Annotated in this window: 12 protein-coding genes and 4 tRNA genes; 9 read left to right on the top strand and 7 right to left on the bottom strand. The window is 61.8% G+C overall.

Annotation, left to right across the window (positions count from 1 at the left end):
• Positions 1-6: 6 nt before the first annotated feature.
• Entirely contained in the window at positions 7-627 is a 621-nt protein-coding gene (locus tag ACOYW0_RS10875) for a TetR/AcrR family transcriptional regulator (protein WP_482418465.1), read from the bottom strand.
• A gap of 503 nt (positions 628-1,130) precedes the next feature.
• On the opposite strand from ACOYW0_RS10875, the gene yhbY reads away from it, so the two are divergent.
• On the top strand, positions 1,131-1,460 hold the full coding sequence (yhbY, locus tag ACOYW0_RS10870) for a ribosome assembly RNA-binding protein YhbY (protein ID WP_482418464.1): 330 nt from the start codon (positions 1,131-1,133) through the stop codon (positions 1,458-1,460).
• A 173-nt stretch (positions 1,461-1,633) separates the two neighbouring features.
• Here yhbY and ACOYW0_RS10865 read toward each other — a convergent pair whose 3' ends face one another.
• Positions 1,634-2,053, bottom strand: coding sequence for a hypothetical protein (locus tag ACOYW0_RS10865; RefSeq protein WP_482418463.1), 420 nt, complete (start codon positions 2,051-2,053; stop codon positions 1,634-1,636).
• Between the two features lie 294 nt (positions 2,054-2,347).
• On the opposite strand from ACOYW0_RS10865, the gene ACOYW0_RS10860 reads away from it, so the two are divergent.
• From ACOYW0_RS10860 to ACOYW0_RS10845, 4 genes are all read left to right on the top strand, one after another.
• Positions 2,348-5,842: an RNA-dependent RNA polymerase family protein gene (locus ACOYW0_RS10860; protein ID WP_482418462.1), complete on the top strand. Its 3,495-nt coding sequence runs from the start codon at positions 2,348-2,350 to the stop codon at positions 5,840-5,842.
• A 234-nt stretch (positions 5,843-6,076) separates the two neighbouring features.
• The gene (gene trmH / locus ACOYW0_RS10855; protein WP_482418461.1) at positions 6,077-6,757 is read left to right on the top strand and encodes a tRNA (guanosine(18)-2'-O)-methyltransferase TrmH; all 681 of its coding nucleotides are present in this window, start codon (positions 6,077-6,079) and stop codon (positions 6,755-6,757) included.
• Between the two features lie 13 nt (positions 6,758-6,770).
• Positions 6,771-7,346: an RNA 2',3'-cyclic phosphodiesterase gene (thpR, locus tag ACOYW0_RS10850; RefSeq protein ID WP_482418460.1), complete on the top strand. Its 576-nt coding sequence runs from the start codon at positions 6,771-6,773 to the stop codon at positions 7,344-7,346.
• Positions 7,347-7,377: 31 nt separating this feature from the next.
• Positions 7,378-8,022, top strand: coding sequence for a lactate utilization protein (locus ACOYW0_RS10845; RefSeq protein WP_482418459.1), 645 nt, complete (start codon positions 7,378-7,380; stop codon positions 8,020-8,022).
• A 265-nt stretch (positions 8,023-8,287) separates the two neighbouring features.
• Here ACOYW0_RS10845 and ACOYW0_RS10840 read toward each other — a convergent pair whose 3' ends face one another.
• Positions 8,288-8,644, bottom strand: coding sequence for a cupin domain-containing protein (locus tag ACOYW0_RS10840; protein WP_482418458.1), 357 nt, complete (start codon positions 8,642-8,644; stop codon positions 8,288-8,290).
• A gap of 198 nt (positions 8,645-8,842) precedes the next feature.
• A tRNA-Gly gene (locus ACOYW0_RS10835) sits at positions 8,843-8,917 on the bottom strand.
• Positions 8,918-9,340: 423 nt separating this feature from the next.
• Between ACOYW0_RS10835 and ACOYW0_RS10830 the strand changes: the two genes are divergently transcribed.
• The 3 genes from ACOYW0_RS10830 (at position 9,341) to ACOYW0_RS10820 (ending at position 9,623) form a co-directional block, all read left to right on the top strand.
• Positions 9,341-9,416, top strand: a tRNA-Phe gene (locus tag ACOYW0_RS10830).
• Between the two features lie 22 nt (positions 9,417-9,438).
• A tRNA-Asp gene (locus tag ACOYW0_RS10825) sits at positions 9,439-9,516 on the top strand.
• A gap of 29 nt (positions 9,517-9,545) precedes the next feature.
• Positions 9,546-9,623 (top strand) — tRNA-Glu (locus tag ACOYW0_RS10820).
• 533 nt (positions 9,624-10,156) lie between these two features.
• On the opposite strand, the gene ACOYW0_RS10815 is transcribed toward ACOYW0_RS10820, so the two are convergent.
• The 3 genes from ACOYW0_RS10815 to ACOYW0_RS10805 form a co-directional block, all read right to left on the bottom strand.
• Positions 10,157-11,455 (bottom strand): M18 family aminopeptidase, encoded by a 1,299-nt coding sequence (locus ACOYW0_RS10815; RefSeq protein ID WP_482418457.1) that lies wholly within the window; start codon positions 11,453-11,455, stop codon positions 10,157-10,159.
• 80 nt (positions 11,456-11,535) lie between these two features.
• Positions 11,536-13,788 (bottom strand): PAS domain-containing sensor histidine kinase, encoded by a 2,253-nt coding sequence (locus tag ACOYW0_RS10810; RefSeq protein ID WP_482418456.1) that lies wholly within the window; start codon positions 13,786-13,788, stop codon positions 11,536-11,538.
• Between the two features lie 3 nt (positions 13,789-13,791).
• Positions 13,792-14,322 (bottom strand): gamma carbonic anhydrase family protein, encoded by a 531-nt coding sequence (locus ACOYW0_RS10805; protein WP_482418455.1) that lies wholly within the window; start codon positions 14,320-14,322, stop codon positions 13,792-13,794.
• A gap of 224 nt (positions 14,323-14,546) precedes the next feature.
• Here ACOYW0_RS10805 and sfsA point away from each other — a divergent pair, with 224 nt between their 5' ends.
• A complete protein-coding gene (gene sfsA, locus ACOYW0_RS10800) occupies positions 14,547-15,290 on the top strand; it encodes a DNA/RNA nuclease SfsA (RefSeq protein ID WP_482418454.1) in 744 nt (247 codons plus the stop codon).
• Positions 15,291-15,309 lie beyond the last annotated feature (19 nt).

Below are 15,309 nucleotides of genomic sequence, written 5' to 3'. Positions count from 1 at the left end.
GGGCGGCTAATCGTCGATGCTGGCGGCCCGAAGCATCTTGCAGAGGAGGGCGGAGAGTCGGTTGACGTGCTTTTCGATCTCTTCACGGGTTCTGCCGGGGTAGTTCCTGAAGGTCATCAGGATGCCGTTGAGGGAGGCGTAGAAGGCGTGGGCGTGGATGCGGTCGGCACAGGCAATGCCGTTGCGCTGGAGCACCTTTTCAAATTTGTTCAGCATGGCGCGCTGGACGCCGTTGTATTTGCGGAGCAGGTCCGGGGTCATGGACCCCTTGATCATGAGGTAGCTCATCATCTGGAAGGTGGGCTCTCGGTCGATCAGGTACCTGATCAGCGATTCCGAGAACTCTTCCAGGGTGAGTTCCTCGTTTGATTCCAGCAGATTCCCGAGCCACTTTTCCATCTCCCGGAGGTCCTTGATGAAGGCCTCCACAAAGAGATCTTCCCTGCTGGGGAAATACCGGTACATCGATGCGGGGGAGACGCCGACAGCGGCTGCAATGTCCCTGACGCCGATCTCATCGAAGGGTTTCTTGCCGAAAAGTTCCAGGGTGGCTTCAATGAGAATCTCTCGTCGAGCCTCCCGCTCTCCTTCTTTCAGCTTGAGAAACTTTGATTTATTGTCCATCATGTCCAAGAATCCTGATTGTTGCGTTTAAACTTCCCTTACCCGCATGCAAGCGGTCACTTCCATCGTGCGCAAAAATATCCATAGAGGAAGGTACAGCTCCGAATTGTGACGGATTGATCCAGCTTGTGTGGAAGGGGCTTTGATAAAACCTCTAATGACAGATATCGCTGTTTGGAAGGATTCGAGCTGAGCTGAGCTGTGTAATGGCTTCCAGAAATGAAAACGATATACCGTAAAGTTAACACCAGTATACCAGACGGAATGTGACTTATCAAGGAGAATTGACAGGGTTGCCTTGCCATGGGAAGCGGGCAAATGTATGATGCGTTTTTCGGCTGTTTCCCCTGCCCTGGGCTGGGGTTATGCTTCGAAGACAAGGCCGCGGACAGACGGTTGAACAACGGATACGATGGGCTCCTTTGCCGGAGCCATCGGTATGTCACGCACACACCGGCGAGATGCCGGAACCATAAAGCCCGAAAGGGCCCGGGAGAGACAAAAAAGTGAAAGAACTACAGGGGTTTCAGAGAAAATATTTGCGGGGCCTGGCCCACGGCATCAAGCCGGTGGTCTTTGTGGGACAAAAAGGGGTGACCGATGCCGTGATCCTCTCCATGGAAGAGGCCTTGAACGCCCATGAGCTGATCAAGGTCAAGTTCATCGATTTCAAGGAGAAGGAGTCCAAGGAGACACTCTCCGAAGAGCTGAAGGAGCGCACGGGCAGCTGCCTGGCCGGGATGATCGGTCACATGTCGATCTTTTACCGCCCCCACAAGGACCCGAAAAAGAGGCATATCGTGGTACCCAAAACACGGAAAGATATTCCGGTATAGCCGCATACCGGCGGATTTCCGACGAAGCAGGCTTGATCATCGATCCAAAAAAGGCGAGGGCCCCCGAAAAGGGCACCCGCCTTTTTTTATTTGGGCGGACGTAACGACTCAACGCCTGAAAAGCAGCCTCCGGCGGCAAGGTGTGCCACCTTGAAGGCAGGTTACGAACGATATTACGCTGCGTTGGTGCAGGCTTCGTCAAAGCGGGCCTTGAGGTAGGCCAGTTTGTCCGCGTCGAATTCGTCCATGTCAAAGCAGTAGCCGTCGCTTCCCTTGAGGCCGTCGGGGATGAGGTCCCCCTCTTCGTCCGGGTCGGTGATCATGTCCCCGTAAAAGCAGACGGAGAGCCAGCGCTCGGCCGGGTCGTCGTCAATGACATCCACCATGACGAAGAGGTCGCGGTCGGTCTGGGCCGCGTGGCGTGCCCTGAGGGAGTAGCTGACGCCGGGGCGGCTGTGGAAATCCAGGGTGACGCCCTCTTTGGTGTTCAGGTAGTCTTTGAGGCTGAGGAAGGCTTCTTTCATGCGTGTATCCGTCTCGGTCCAGCTTTCGGCGAAGGCGTTTACGGCATCGAGAATGGTCGAATCGGTCATGGTCGGGCTCCTTGGTGATGGGGTCTGGGAAAAAGAAAGAGAAGAAGACGGCCCGGGCTGGCCGTGGGTCTCGCTGCTTTTTGCCCTGGCCCGTAAGTAATCGGCGCTGTGGGTTCAGGGCCGTGGGTTTTTATAAGGTACTTTGCATGTAAATGGGGAGTATAAAAGATGGCTCGCCGCGGTGTCAAGGCAGCTGTTTATTGGCCGTTGATGTCTCGGGATTTCCGGTGTATAGGGGTAACCGACACAAACGAAACGGCAATACGGCAAGGATGTTCTACCGGGAGGGAAACCATGGGGTGCGGGGTGTTGGAAGAGGCCGGTTACACGGAGAACCTTTACTGGGCGTTTCAGACCTTCGCCCGGCACGAAATCTGGCACGGGCAGCGGGCGGATGTGGGGGCCCTGGTCCGCATGGCCGCAAAGGCTCCGGCCGTGGTGGAGGCGCTGAAGGCACGGCTTGCCGCCGGCGATGTCTCTCCCCGTCCCTTTGCCTCAGTGAAAACCCCTTTGGGCACAGGATGCCTCATCGACCCCTTGGACCAGGTCCTCTGGGTGGCCCTGGTCCAGGCCATGGGCCCCCGGGTGGAAGCCCTCATGCCCCGGTGGAGCTACGGGAGCCGACTGCACCGGTCCGAGTGGATCCATCGCAGCGGGGGCATGGCCCGGTTCCGGGAAGGGTGGTATCGACGGACAACGGCCTCTTTGTACCGCCACCCCACACGGGTCTGGCCGGCCTACCGCCGCCATATCCTCCAGGCGACCCGGGCCATGACCGGCCTCCAGAGCGAGCTGGATATCCCCGGCTTTTTCCGGGGGGACGAAGGGCGGATCCTGCTGGATGAATCAACCCCCTACCTTACCGGGGCCCCGGGAGAGGGGCCGGTGAGGCGGCTTCATTGGGCCAGCTTTGCCCTGGACACCGGGACCGCAGACCCTGTGGCCGCAACGCTCAGAGGGTTTGCCTCGGTCTCTTCCCACATTGGGGAGGAGACGGTTGAGTTCCTGCAGCGCATGCTCTCCTTCGGGGCCCACGGGGTGCCGGAGGAGCTTGCCGTCTCCGGGTTTCTCCACAATGTCCGCATGCTCCCCGCGGACCGCAGCGCAGAGGCCGCTCTGGAGGCCGAGGGCATGAAGGGGGCCGTGGCCCACTTTCGCCATGACCTGGAGCACGTGATCATTGCGCGGGATGCCCGGCGCCTGACTCGGTGGATCGACCTTTATGAGAGCCTGCTGGCAAAAGAGGGGCTCGGAATCATCCGCCGCGATACCCTCTTGCCCCCCGGCCTGGGCGCCAAGGGGGCGGACTCCGACCACGGGGTGCGGCTGGACGCCATCAACCCCCTGCCTGAAGTGACCCGCCCCGTGGAGGCCATGGCCTCTATCCACACCACCGACTACACCCTCCTTGATCGCGCGGGGAAACGGGACTACATCGCCCGCCTTGAGACCTTGCTTCTCGACCCCTTTGCCGGGACAGGGCTTTCTGAACGCCTGCGCATCGATTTTGCCTCGGCCCTTCTTTCGCGACGGGCTGCCCATGCCTCGGAGCCCGACCACTCGGTGGTCTGCTCCCTGGAGCGGGTCGGCGGCGAGGTCTCCCAGGCAGAGGCGGGGCATCGCCTTTACCGTCAGCGCGCGGCATCGGTTCGCCAGAGGCGGCGGAGCCTGCTGGTCCTGCTGGAGGCAGCAGAGCGCAATCCCCGGGTGCCGGCCCTTTGGAGCCGGGCCCTGGGCCATATGCGCCGAAGCGGATTCACCTCCCTGGCTCCCCTCCTGGATCGCCTTCCCCTGGACCGGGACCACGCCCCATATCTCACCGCCCTGGTTCTGGGGCGCATGGCCCGTGAAGTGGGGATCTGCATGGAGACGATTCTGGATGCCCGGCGTCTGGAGAGCTACAGGGCCGATGCCCGGGGCTTTTTGGAGGCCGTGGCCCGGGAAGGACTCGCCTTTGGGGCAGCGGGTCCTGCCTGGGTGGACTCGGCGCGAAAGGCGTTGGGGGAGGCCCTGTGCGCCGCAGGGGAACTCCTTGTGGAAGCGGGGCTGGCTCCGCTCCGGGCCAAAGGGCTGCCCGCAGACCCGGCCCCCGAAGGCGTCGCCGCTTTTCGGCATTTCATGGCCAGGCATCGTTCCCGGGGGCCGGTGCCTTCCGGTTCGGGTCACAAGGTCCCCTCCCCTGCACCGGGGGAGATCTCCCTGATGCAGTGGGTCGGGGGGCTGACCCCGGATTCGGCTGAGGGGTTCGACCCCCGGGCCTCGGAGTGGACCGCCCTGTTTGTGGTGCGGGAAGCGTGCCGTGGGCTTATGGCACAGGGGCCGCGCTTTCTCCGGCCTAATGAGGTCTTTGTTCCGCTGTCCTGGGCAGGCCACGGGAGTGAGGGGGCCTCCTGGGATGCCTGGCGCCACCAGGTGACCGAGGAGCTGCCCCGCGTCCTTCCCGACACCCAAGGCGAACCGTGGGGGCCGCCGGTGGAGGCCCTGGGAGACAAGGCCCGGGACTGGGAAGCCACACGGGGCCTGGCGCTTCTGCTTTTGGGCATCCTTCGGCGACGCTTTGACCTGCCGGTGGGGCTGGCCCATGCCTTCGGCCATCTGACGGATGAGCCCGTTCACGGCCTCGTGGAGTCCCTTTCCATCTCATCTGAAACAAGGCGGCTCCTGCTGGGGGTGCTGGAGCCTAGGCAGCTGGAGACCCTGATCCTAAGGCGGCAGGGGGCCGATCCCCAAGGGGACGACGCAAGGCTCGATCCGCCCGTGTGCGGAGCGCTGCCCGAGTTCATGGGATTGCTGGAACGTGCCATGCAGGCACTGGAAGGCCATCAGGCCGGAGGCCGCACCCGCCACGCCCGGCAGCTGATACCCGTCTCCATGGTCCACCACGCCACCGCGGCCCGGGATTTTGCCCGGGGCGAGTATCGGCCCATGATGCGGGTGGGCTTTATCCAGACCACCACCGATGCCCGGTCTGCCTGGCGCAACGGTCCCCGCATGAGCCGGGCCGAGGGAGATCGCGCCTGGCACCAGATCCGGGAGGGGTTCCGGATTCTCACCCAGGCGGGTCCTGCGCCGTCATTTATCATCATGCCGGAGCTGGCCCTTCCCGTGCACCGGCTGGAGAGCCTCAAGCGCCTCTCCGTCCGAAGCGGGGTGGCTGTGGTCACCGGCGTGGATTACCTGGTGGACCCCGCGGCCCGGCAGGTGCGCAACCGGGCCGTGGTTACGGTTCCCAGGCATTGGCTGAACCCCCGAAGGGCCGGGCGGTGCAGCACCTTCTGGTTCGGCAAGAGCTTTATGGCCCCTCCGGAGGCCAGCGGCATCCAAAAAAGCGGGAACACCTTTGTGCCCGATCCGGCGGTGTGGATCATCGATGCCGGTGCTTACGGGCGCATTGGGGTGTGCATCTGCTACGACTTTATGGACGTGGAACGCTACGCCATCTACCGGGGACGGATCCACCACCTCTTTGTTCTGGCCTACAACCGGGACATCGACTCCTTTTATCATCTGGCCGATGCCCTCTCCAAAACCCTCTTCTGCAACGTGGTGATCTGCAACACCGGTTTCTACGGCGGGAGCCTGGCGGTCTCCCCCTACTACGAACCCTGGCGGCGGACCCTTTATCGCCAGGAAGGCGCCAACCTCTTTTCCGTGCAGTCCGTGGGCCTGCCCGTGGCCGATCTGGCCCACGCCCAGGGCGGCGGGGTGGGAGACCCCCGGCTCTTCAAGAGCCTTCCGCCGGCCTATCAGGTCCCGGGCTCGGCAATGCACCGGCCCTTCGAGCCTTAAGCCGGCCCCGAAGTGGCCCTTGGGGTGTTTGTTGGGAGGTTTCAGAGGATTGACCAACGGCGAGGCCGTCGGGGCGCATGCTTTTTTATGCGTGGCGTGTTACAAAACAGGGGCGTCCCGGAAGGGTTTTGCGGCGTTTTTTAAGCGGCCCGCCGGAGGCTTTTATTGCAACGATGACCAAAGAGGGCTGCCTTGAGCTGAATGGTTACATGGATATGAAATGGAACAACGCGGATGACACCGGAACGTTTTGAAAAGTTAAAGGCCATCCTCACGAGCCGTCAGATGGATCTGACCGTGGTGATGGAGAATGTGCACAAACCCCATAACCTGGCGGCCGTGGCACGGAGCTGCGACGCGGTGGGGGTGTTCGAGACCCATGCCATCAGCGAGATGCAGGATGTGGTGCTGCGGCCCAGGGCGGCCAGCGGGAGTCGAAAGTGGGTGGGCGTCAGGCGCCACGGCAGCGTGGATGAGGCCTACGGCCATTTAAGGAGCAAGGGGTTTCGCATTCTCTGTGCCCATTTTGACGAGGAGGCCGTGGATTTTCGCTCCGTGGATTTTACCCAACCCACGGCCCTTGTGGTGGGGGCGGAGCTGGAAGGCATCACCGACGAAGCCGTGGAAAAGGCCGACGGGTCCATCATCGTGCCCATGCTGGGCATGGTGCAGTCCCTCAATGTCTCCGTGGCAACGGCCCTGATTCTGTATGAAGCCCAGAGGCAGCGCCAGGAAAAAGGAATGTACGACGAGCGTTCCATGGACGACGAGACCTACCGGACCCTGTTGTTCGAGTGGGGCTACCCCCGGCTGGTTCCTTATTATAAAAAGCAGGGCAAACCCTACCCCCCCATGGACGATGAGGGTTACCTGGTCCTGGAAGAGCCCAGGGGAAAAGGACTGCCCCTTCCCTGAGGCTGGAGCTGCCATGGCCTATGAATCGATGTGTCGCCTGTTTGTGGGAATTCCCCTGACCACCGGGGTGCGCAGGCACCTGGTGGCTGCCCGGAAGGACCTGGACCGGGCCGTTCCCGGAAATGCGGTGCGGTGGGTGGCTGAAGCCAACCTTCACCTGACCCTGAAATTTTTGGGGGAGCGGCCCCCGGGGCGCCTGGGGGATCTCTCCCGGGGACTTGCCGACGCCCTGGCCGGTTGGCCGGCTCTGGCGGCCCGTGTGGACGGGGTGCTCCTGCTGCCCGGAACCCGTCGGCCCCGTGTGGTGGCCGCAGGGGTGGCGGGCGGAGAGCCTTTGCTGCAGCTGGCTGAATGTGTGGAGGAGTGGGCCCTTGGGGAGGGCGTGCCCCGGGAGAAACGAGGTTTTACGCCCCATGTGACCCTGGGCCGCGTGCGAAATCCGGGCGTCTCCTTGCCCGGGCTTGCCCGTGGGCGTATCATGCCCCTTGCGTGGGAGATGGACCGGGTCTGCCTGTATGAGAGCCGACTCACACCCACAGGGGCCGTCTACCGCGTGCGCCACACCGTGATCCTGGAGATGCCCCGATAACAACGAGACCCTTGATGGAAAGGAGAGACCCATGACCTCAGAGGAAAAATCATGGCTGCTGGAGAGGCGGGCCCACCGCTGCGTGGAGAATCTTGCCAAGCACCGGTTTGACGCCCATTTTCTGGAGAGCGGGGCGGAGGTGACCCAACACGTGAAGCCCCTGCTGGAGGCTGCCGCCACCGTAGGGTTCGGCGGTTCGGATACTGTTCGGTCCCTGGGGCTGCACACCCTGGCCGCAGAGATGGGCAAGACCCTCTTTGATCACCACAGGCCCGACCTCTCCTATGACGAGACCCTGGCCATGCGAAAGGGCCAGCAGGGCTGTGACCTGTTTTTTACCAGTGCCAACGCCCTGAGCGAGACCGGGGAGATCATCAATGTGGACGGCATCGGCAACCGCACCAGCGCCATGGCGTTCGGCCCCTCCCGCGTGGTGGTGGTGGCCGGTACCAACAAGATTGCCTCGGATCTTCACGGGGCCCTGCGCCGCATCCGGGAGGTGGCTGGTCCCATGCGGGCCAAGAGCCTTGGGGTGGAAACCCCCTGCGCCGTCACCGGCGTCTGCTCCGACTGCAACGCCCCCATGCGCATCTGCAACATCACCACCATCCTTCACCGCAAACCCATGCTCACCGACGTCACCGTCCTCATCGTGGGCGAAGAGCTGGGGTATTAATAGGCCTCCGGCGGGTCGCTTTTTGAAAAAAGCTCCGCAAAAACTTCCCGGTAACATCATTTTTCGCACCGGTAACCAAGGCTTGTCGTATCGCTCGTAAAAACCACCAGCATATGTTTCGGGCGAAGCCCGAGCCGAAGGCCGTTGTGATTTGGCCCGAGGAACGAGGGACAAAACGCAACGGCAATCAGCTTTCGAGGTGGCTCACCTCGCCGCCGGAGGCATGCTTTTTTTCAGTAGCTTTGACCATAGAAGGAAGGGTTTTTTAAAGCTCGGGCGCGCCCTTGGGGACGAGGCAGACGAAGGTCAGGGGAGAGGTGCCGGTGTTTCGGATCTGATGGGGGACGCCGCCGGGCACAAAGGCCACGGATCCTTTTTTTACGGGAGTCCAGGTGCCATTGGCCAGGACCTCCCCGCAGCCTTCGTGGAAGAAGATTTCGTGTTCCCAGTCGTGGGTATGGCTGGGGGTGTGGCCCTCCGGGGCCAGCTCAAACAAGCGCATGCAGAAGTTTTCGGCCCCTGTTTCCCGGCCGATGAGGATGCGGCCGGTGACCCCTTTGGCCGGGCCGTTGTCAAAGGTTTTTGCCTCTTTGTCCTGCGCGTTGAATACCTGGGTTTCCATTGGCGTCTCCATAAATAATGAGGGTGCGTTGCTTCGGGGGACCGGGCAGCCGGTACCGGAATGCTTTTTATATCACAGGTTGGGGGACACAGGGAAAGGGGCCTTGGGAGCATGGCAAGGTCGCGGAGGGCAAAAGTCTAAAGACCAAAACAAAAAAGCCCCCGTATCCTTGCGGATCCGGGGGCTGTATCGTCATGTTGGAGCGGGAAACGAGATTTGAACTCGCGACGTCAACCTTGGCAAGGTTGCACTCTACCACTGAGTTATTCCCGCTCAGCACGGGAGACTTTATACCCCCATCCCTTCCGCGGAGTCAACCCCAAAATCCAAAAAAAATGGATTTGGCCTTCATTGACCCAAAGGCGGGCTCTCGGGCACCTCCGACCGAAGGACTATGGAGCAGGGGCGTCGCCCATCCGCTTTTTCCCTTCCCGGAGGGTGGGCGTCCTCGGGAAGGGGGCGTTGCGGGACAGGCGTGTTCCCTGATGGGTGACACAATGTGTGTGGGTGCGGGGTACCAATCGCCGGAAGCCTCCGGCGTTAGGGGCCGAAAGGCCTTGAAGTCGTAAATTTCTTTGTGTGGTAACCGGTCGCAATCATGCAATTTTTAATTGGAAGGTCACTTTTTTGCGAAAAAAGCGCAGCTTTTGGTTGACACCATGGGCAAATTTCTTTAAACCTTCTCTCGTTTGGTGAGCCCAGGTAGCTCAGTCGGTAGAGCAGGGGACTGAAAATCCCCGTGTCGGTGGTTCGATTCCGCCCCTGGGCACCACCTGACAACCTTTTTAGGTTGCGGGGGTGTAGTTCAGTTTGGTTAGAACGCCAGCCTGTCACGCTGGAGGCCGCGAGTTCGAGTCTCGTCACTCCCGCCACAAACCTGAAAGAGAAAAGAAATCTTTGCGTCCCCATCGTCTAGCCTGGTCCAGGACACCGGCCTTTCACGCCGGCGACAGGGGTTCAAATCCCCTTGGGGACGCCACATTTCTCTTCTTTTTCGGTTTTTTTTTGCGTAAAAATCCTGAAAAAGGTTTCACTTCACCCATATGATGTGCCGGCTTCGCCCCATTTGGGCGGTGCCATCATGGCCGTCGTATTCATATATAGTATGCTCTGCTTTTGTATTGCATATCCGGTTTCACAGGCCGGGGTCCGCGTCTTCCAAACGCCATAACTCTCTCCTGAACCAAAGCACGCAAGGGTTTCGTCGCCCACGCGTGTGGCACTGTTTTGTCTGGGCGCGGGCCCGCCTGTGAATTCTCCGGAAACCTCTCTTCTCCCCACACACGTTTTCCCCTTTAGATCCATCGCTCATCACGTCTGTGCGTAACGATTCCGTTGCCTCGGGCGGGGCTCTTTTTGATAAAATCTTCTACAAAAACGTTCCGTACCGACAAAACCGTCGGCTTGTCGATCTCTTTCGGCCTGAACGAGGCCCTCGCACGATCTGTTTATCGAATTTTTCGAAAGCCAAGCCTCCGGCAGGGTTGCCGGAGGCTATTTGGCGCTGACGGGTTACGCCCTGGTTTGAAAAAATTCGGTCATGGCCCGGTACAGGTAAAAGGCGTCTTCGCACCCGGCGGTTTCCCGGATGGAGTGCATGGCCAGCATGGGCACCCCGACATCCAGGGTCGGAATGCCGGTGGCAGCGGCTGTCAGGGGGCCGATGGTGGTGCCGCAGGGCATGTCGTTTCGCATGGCAAAGGCCTGGACCGGGACCCCGGTGCGCCGGCAGATCTCTTTGAAGTACGCTGCGGTGGTGCTTGACGTGGCGTAACGCTGGCTGGCGTTGTACTTGATCACCGGGCCCCGGTTGAGGCAGGGGCTGTGATCGGGGTCGTATTTTTGCGGGTGCGCCGGGTGGACGGCATGGGCGTTGTCCGAAGAGACCATCAGGGAGCGCGCCGATGCCATGGCCCGCTCTTCCGGATCCGGGATCAGCCGTTCCAAGACCTGCACCAGAAAGTTTCCGCCCGCCCCGGCCGGGGTGTGGCTTCCCACCTCTTCATGATCATTGAACACCACCAGGCTGGGCGCTTCGTCCGTGGCCCCCACCATGGCGTGGGCCAGGGTGAAGCAGGAGAGCAGGTTGTCGATGCGGGCTCCGGTGATGAACTCCCGGTCCCAACCCAGGAAAGCCGGGGGCTGGGCATCGTAAAGGGAGAGCTCGTATTCCAGGATGGAGCCGCTGTCCACGACGATCTCCATGGTGGCCAGCTCCTTTTGCAGCAGAGCGCGGAGATCTCCCGGGAGTTCACCCGGAAGGGCCGTGAGGGGAGGCAGCTCGGTCTGGGGGTTGACCTGTCGTTGCTTGTTGGCGTTTCGGTCCAGGTGGATGGCCAGGTTGGGGATGACGGCCACCGGGCGTTTCAGGTCGATGAGGGTCTGTTCCACACGGGGATTTTTGTGGCCGTCCCGGGTGGTGCTTACCCGCCCGGCCAGGGAGAGGTCCCGGTCGAACCAGGTGGTGAGCAGGGGGCTGCCGTACACCTCCACCCCCAGGCGGTTGCCGCCGTTGTTTTGCATGTCGGGAGAGGGCTTTACCTTCAGGCTGGGGCTGTCCGTATGGGCACCGGCCATGGAGATGCCTGTCTCGCAGAAAGGGCTGCGGCCCGTGGTGAAGGCGATGAGGGAGGAGTCGTTCCGGGTGACCACGTAGCGCTTTCCGGGGCGCAGGTCCCATCGGTCTGTTTCGTGGAGCCGCTCAAAGCCGTTTTGTTCAAAGAGGCTCACCAGAAGGGCCACGGCATGGTAGGGCGTGGGAGACGCGCCGATAAAAGAGAGGAGTTCGTCGTTAAACTGAAGCTTGTTCATGTCGGGGTCCTTTTTTGCCCGTGGGCGAATGGTGGTTGATCCAAAAGTGTACCACCGCCTGGACTGCGCTGTCGAGCCCCTCAGGCCACGGTGCGCTCCCGGACGGTACGCTCGGCAGGGACCTCGATGCGCAGGCGCGTGCCCGCGCCAAGGGACGAAGTCAGCTTCATGGTGCCCTTGAGGAGGCTCACGCGCTCTTCCATGCTTCGTACACCCATGCGCTTTTCATTGACTGCTTCGGTGAGGCGTTCGTTGACCACAAACCCCCGGCCGTTGTCCTCCACGTTTAAGATAAGGTGGGGGTGGGAGGCGGTGAGACGGATGGTGACCCGGGTGGCGTCCGCATGCTTGCGCACGTTGGAGAGGGCTTCCTGCACCAGGCGGTAGAGGTTGATCTGGGTGTCGTAGGAGAGCTTGAGTTCCTGGACCCCTGCGGTGAACAGGTCGATGGGCAGGTTGAAGTGGGTGGTCTGCTCTTCGCAGTAACGCCGGATGGCCGTAATGAGACCCAGCTGCTCCAGTTCCGGGGGTTGCAGGTTGTAGGCCAGGCCCCGGATGCTGTCGATGGAGCCCCGAAGCAGCCGAGACAGGGCCCGGGTTTTTTCCAGGAGGACGGGGTTGGTCTCGGAGAGTCCGTCCAGGAGGGTGTCCCAGCCGATTTTCAAGGTGGCCAGATTCTGGGCCACGTTGTCGTGGAGGTCCCGCGCAATGCGCTGGCGCTCGTTTTCCTGGGCCTTGATCAGCTCCTGGGAGAGGGTTCGGATCTGGCGCTCCGCCGCCTTGAGGTCGGTGATGTTGGTGATCACCACAAAGCTGCCCCGGTTGGTGCCCTCCTTGTCCACAAGGGGCTCCGGCGAGATCTGGATGTGAAGGGTCTTTCCCGAGGCCGTGGTGAGCCGGGCCTCGTAGGAGGTGCGTTCCCCACGGGCCTGGGTGGTGAGCTTCTCCTTGGAAAGGGAAGGGGGCTCCGGGGACATGACAAAGGAGCCCAGTTTGCCGGTGAGGGTCTCCCGGCTGTAGCCTGTCATGGCGCAGAGGCAGTCGTTGATGTAGGTGAAGCGCCCTTGGGTATCGAAAATGGCCAGGCCTTCGTTCATGTTCTCCACCAGGAGCCGGTAGTGGGTTTCGGCCTTGGCCAGGGCCGCTTCGGTGGCGATGCGTTCGTTGATCTCCCCTTTGAGGCGGATGTTGATGTGCTCCAGCTCTTCGGTGCGCTCCGTGACCCGCTCTTCCAGGCGCCTTCGTGATTCTTCCAGCAGCGCCTCCCCCTCCTTTCTCTGGGTGATGTCCCGGGCGATGATGAGGATCATCTCCCGGTTGTCCACGTGGAGCATGGAGGCATGGAGCTCCAGGTGGATGTCTCTGAAGCCCTTGAGGGAGACCTTTTCCAGTTCGCAGGGTCCGGAGCGGCCGCAGATGAGGGTTTCGCGAAGCATGCGCTCCACCTGGAAGAGGTTGTCGTCTTTAAGGACCTTGAATTCATGGGGCCGCTTGTGCTTGACCCCCTTGGACGTCCTGCCCATGAGCTCCAGGGCGGCGCGGTTGACGCGGTTCACCTTGCCGGTGGGGTCGGTGAGGATGTAGGCATCCGGGGCGTATTTGAAGGTGTTTTTGAACTCCCGCTCCGATCGGGAGAGCCGCCGCATGATCTTTTCCCGCTCGCGGATTTCCCGCCTGAGTTCCTCGTTGGACCGGGTGACCTCCTGAAAGAGGAGGTAGTCCCGGATAAAGGTGGTGGCCACGGTGCGCGAGATCACCCCGCCCAGCAGGAAGAGGCCGATGAGGTGCATGTTTTCAAGGAGAAAGGGGCTCAGGGAGCCCTGGGTGACCCGGACCGAGGCCAACAGGCAGGTGAAGGTCCAGGCAAAGGAGAGGATCAAGGGCCCGGGGGGGAGGATCAGGGCGGTGCAGAGGCCGAAGATGGTCAGGTAAAACCGGGTGATCCCGCCCACTGAGGCGTACTCCACACCCGCCACCACCGAGAGGGTTCCGCCCAGGCTGAAGACAGTCATTCCCAGCAAAAAGGGGGCGTGCCATCCTTTTTTGCGGTGGTCGATGCGCCGATGGATCAGTAGCAGGGTCAGGGCGGTGGCGATGATCACCGCCCCCATGGACAGGAAGAGGCCGTGGTGGTCGGGGGGGCCGAGCCTGCGGGCCATGATGGCCCGGAACGACGAAAGGCCTGTGGTGGCCACGATGACCGCGGCAAACACGAGGTTGAGCCGCTTGGCGTTGGTGAGCCGTACGTGGGTGTTGAAGTCGGCCAGCATGGCCTCGGGAATCGGGGCCCAGTGGCGCTGAAGCCCTGCCAGGGTTGCGGAAAGGGGCTTCATGCCTTACTCCATGGGTTTGAAGAGGCGGGGCTGGCCGTAAATGCGGGACTTTTCCACATAGATCTCGGCCGAGGCGCGGATCACGTCCAGCACCTCCTCGGAGAGGGTTTTCTTGACGGTGCCCGGCATCCCCGCCACCAGGGAAAAGGGGGGGATCACTGCCTGTTCCAGGACAACGGAGCCGGCGGCAATGATGGAGCCTGTACCCACGCGGGCCCCGTTCATCACCACGGCGCCCATGCCGATGAGGCAGTGCGATTCAATGGTGCACCCGTGGAGAATGGCCCGGTGGCCCACGGTGACCCCTTCCCCCACGGCAAGGGGGCGGCCCGGGTCCACGTGGAGCATGCACAGGTCCTGGATGTTTGTGCGGGCGCCGATGGTGACGGTATCGCCGTCGCCCCGGATAACGGTGTTGAACCAGACCGAGACCTCTTCGGCGAGGGTGACGCGTCCGGCCACCACCGAACCTGCCAGGTGAACCGCGGAGGGGTGGCAGCAGGGGCTGTGCTCTTTCAGGCTGTAGAGGGGCATGGGGCTCTCCTTGCCGGAGGCGGCGGGTGATCCCGCCGGGTTGTTGCGGGCCGCTGCCTCGGGTGTTGACGCCGGCCCGGGGTGATGAGAAGGTGAGCCGAAGCGGTAACATTGTGTGTCAATGGCGCGTGCTCGGGGAACAGGCAGGCATCTCGTAACTGCCTGTTCGTTAAGGCATAAGTCATAATGCATTTTATCTTGTTTTACAACCGTATTGGAGGATTATGGGACGGTCTGCAGCCGGTGAGTCAAAAGAGGAAAAAAAGGCCTGGGTGGAACTGCCCGAGCTGTATTGCGGCGTGCTTGTGAAACGTTACAAGCGGTTTCTCGTGGATGTGCGCATGGAGGACGGCACCCTGGTAACGGCCCATTGCAACAACACAGGGTCCATGAAGGGGTGTGCGGAACCCGGATCCCGGGTCTGGCTCAGCCACCACGACAATCCACGGAGGAAACATGCGTACTCCTGGGAGCTGGTGGAGGCCGGGGACTGCCTGGTGGGCATCAACACCCTGCTTCCCAACCTGCTGGTCGCCCGCGCCATTGAGGCCGGGGCCGTACCGGCCCTGGATGGGTACGACAGCCTGCGCAGGGAGGTGACCGTGACCAAGGGGACGCGTCTCGACATGGTCCTCTACAAGGAGGGGCATCCCCCCTGCAACGTGGAGGTGAAAAACTGCACCCTGGTACGGGACGGGGTGGCCGCCTTTCCCGATGCGGTGACGGAGCGGGGCAAAAAACACCTGTTCACCCTGGCTGAACTCAAGGCCAGGGGGGAGCGCAGCGTGATCTTTTTTTTCATTCAGCGGCCCGACGCCCGGAGCTTTACCCCGGCCGACGACATCGACCCCGCTTACGGCAGGGCCTTGCGGGAGGTGGCGTCCAAGGGGGTGGAGATTGAGGCGTGGCGAGCCCGGGTGACGGAAGAGCACGTCTCCCTGGAGTGCCGTCTTCCGGTAACTCTTTAGTTGCCGGGGGCTTTTTCCC

The organism is Desulfoluna sp. HI9BLuna (assembly GCF_056829775.1).
This window is presented reverse-complemented; position numbering and strand designations above follow the sequence as displayed.